This window comes from Microbacterium sp. (assembly GCF_035554235.1).
Classification (GTDB): Bacteria; Actinomycetota; Actinomycetes; order Actinomycetales; family Microbacteriaceae; genus Microbacterium.
Genome location: NZ_DATMIO010000148.1, coordinates 1 through 2189, shown reverse-complemented (window position 1 = coordinate 2189; position 2189 = coordinate 1). Strand labels below are relative to the sequence as shown.

The 2189-nt window shown below is 64.8% G+C and carries 2 protein-coding genes; both read right to left on the bottom strand.

Going from position 1 to position 2189, the window contains the following annotated elements; all coding sequences use genetic code 11:
• Window positions 1–706: universal stress protein (locus VNT50_RS07760; protein WP_325484537.1), on the bottom strand; the 706-nt coding region annotated here is incomplete at its 3' end.
• 23 nt (window positions 707–729) lie between these two features.
• Window positions 730–2178: an amino acid permease gene (locus VNT50_RS07755; protein ID WP_325484538.1), complete on the bottom strand. Its 1449-nt coding sequence runs from the start codon at window positions 2176–2178 to the stop codon at window positions 730–732.
• Window positions 2179–2189 lie beyond the last annotated feature (11 nt).

Genomic DNA, 2189 nt, shown 5'->3' with positions numbered 1-2189 from the left:
AGTCCAGCGCATCCTCCCAATCGTGTCCGTCCAGGATATCGGTCTCCACGGAGACATCGTTCGGAAGCGTGGCCAGTGCCTTCTCCTGTGCCTCCCTGGCCTGCGCACGCCACTGCTCGACGACGAGTCGCTCCGCGTCGTAGCCGACCTGCGAAGGGTACATCTGCCTATCCCGGATGACGATGGTGGTAAGCCGAAGCGGCACAGCGTGCCTTCTGCTCAGTTGTACCGCGGCGTCGAATGCACTCCGCGATTGTGTGGACCCGGAGAACGCACAGGTGACGCGACGCAGCCGCGCACCGGACGACGGGCGATATCCCCGCGGGGACATCGCCACGGGTACCGGGGAAATATGCAGCATCTCGTTGGCGATGCCGCCGACCGTGGAGCGTCCCACAGGCCCGTGCCGCGCGGAGCCTAAAGCGATGAGCGCCGCGCCCGCTTCCGTGGCGGTGGCGATGAGGCCCTCGGACGCCGACGAGGCCGAGCTGGTGGTGTACTCCGCCTGCACGGAATCGCCCAAGAACTCGCGCGCCTCGGCGATTGCATCTTCGGCGTACTGGTTGAGGAACGCGGCGTATTCGGCATCCACGCGCGCCGGGGATGGGTAGTCCCAGGTCTGCGGGACGACGACGCACACGGTGAGGGTGACGTCGCCGGTGCGTGCCAGCATCCGGCCCAGACCCAGCGCGTCGCGACCCCCCACGGCTGTCAATGCTACGAGGTAGTTCATCGCGGCGGCTCCTCAGCTACCGCGTGCCCCCTACCGAGTTGCGAGTGCTTGACGCTGTACGTGAAGTAGATGATCGCCGCGATCCCGAGCCACACCACGAACAGCCCATACGTGGTTAGAGGCAACCCGGACATTATGTAGATGGCGGACGCCGCGCTGAGGACAGGCGTTACCGGGTAGCCTGGTACCCTGAATCCCCGGGGTAGATCGGGTTGGGTGCGACGCAGGATGATAACGCCGATCGACACGACGGTAAAGGCGACCAGGGTTCCCATGCTCGTCAGGTCTAAGAGCACGCCGAGCGGCACAAACCCCGCGAGCGCCCCCACGAAGAGGCCGACGATGATCGTGTTGCGAACCGGGGCGAGTGTGCGCGGATCCACCCGGTGAAAAACCTCGGGGATCATCCCGTCGCGCCCCATGGCGAACAGGATGCGAGTCTGCCCGTAGAGGGTGACCAGAGTCACGCTGAAGATCGAGATGACCGCACCCGCGGCCAGGATCGCGGACCACACGTTCGAGCCGGTGATGTTGCGCAGGATCGCCGCGAGACCAGCCTCCTGGCCCTCGAAGTTCTGATACGGCTGCGCACCGATTGCGGCGAGCGACACGAGAATGTAAAACGTGGTCACGACGATGGTCGCGAAGAGAATCGCGAGCGGCAAGGTCCTGCGGGGGTTATGTACCTCCTCGCCTGCCGTCGAGACGGCGTCAAGGCCGATGAAAGAGAAGAAGATCGACGAGGCGGCTGCGCCGATGCCTGCGATCCCGAAGGGGGCGAACGGTTCGAAGTTGCTGGCCGAAAAGGCCGTGAACCCGATAACGATGAAAAGGACGAGGACCCCGAGCTTGATGAGGACCATGATCGTGTTCGCCCGCGCGGATTCTCGCGCTCCGCGCACGAGCAGCAGGCAGCATAGCGTCACGAGCACGATGGCCGGGAGGTTGAGTACGCCGCCTTCGCCCGGCGCCGCGAGTATGGCGTCCGGCATGCGAAAGCCAAACACATCGGAGAACAGCGAGTTGAGATACTGCGACCATCCGACCGACACGGCGGCGGAGGAGACGCCATACTCGAGGAGCAAACACGCCGCCACGCCAAAGGCGACTATCTCCCCCATCGTGGCGTAGGTGTAGGAGTAGGACGAGCCGGAGACGGGAATGGTCGAGGCGAGCTCCGCGTAGCACACCGCGGTCAGGGCAGCCGTGATCCCGGCGAGGGCGAAGGACAAAATAACCGCCGGGCCCGCCTCCGGCACCGCCTCGCTCAGTACGATGAAGATGCCCGTTCCGATCGTGGCCCCGACCCCGAACATCGTCAACTGAAACAGCCCGATCGACCGGCTGAGCTCGCCGCCCTCGGCGTCGGGCCTCGTCTCGGTGACGAACGCATCTACGGGTTTCCTTCGGAAGACACTCTGCCACCCGGTGGATCCGCTACTCATGACTGCTACAC

What these genes read in the sequence shown, in the direction of transcription:
- VNT50_RS07755 (WP_325484538.1), bottom strand. Translation starts at nt 2,178, where the DNA reads ATGAGTAGCGGATCCACCGGGTGGCAGAGTGTCTTCCGAAGGAAACCC.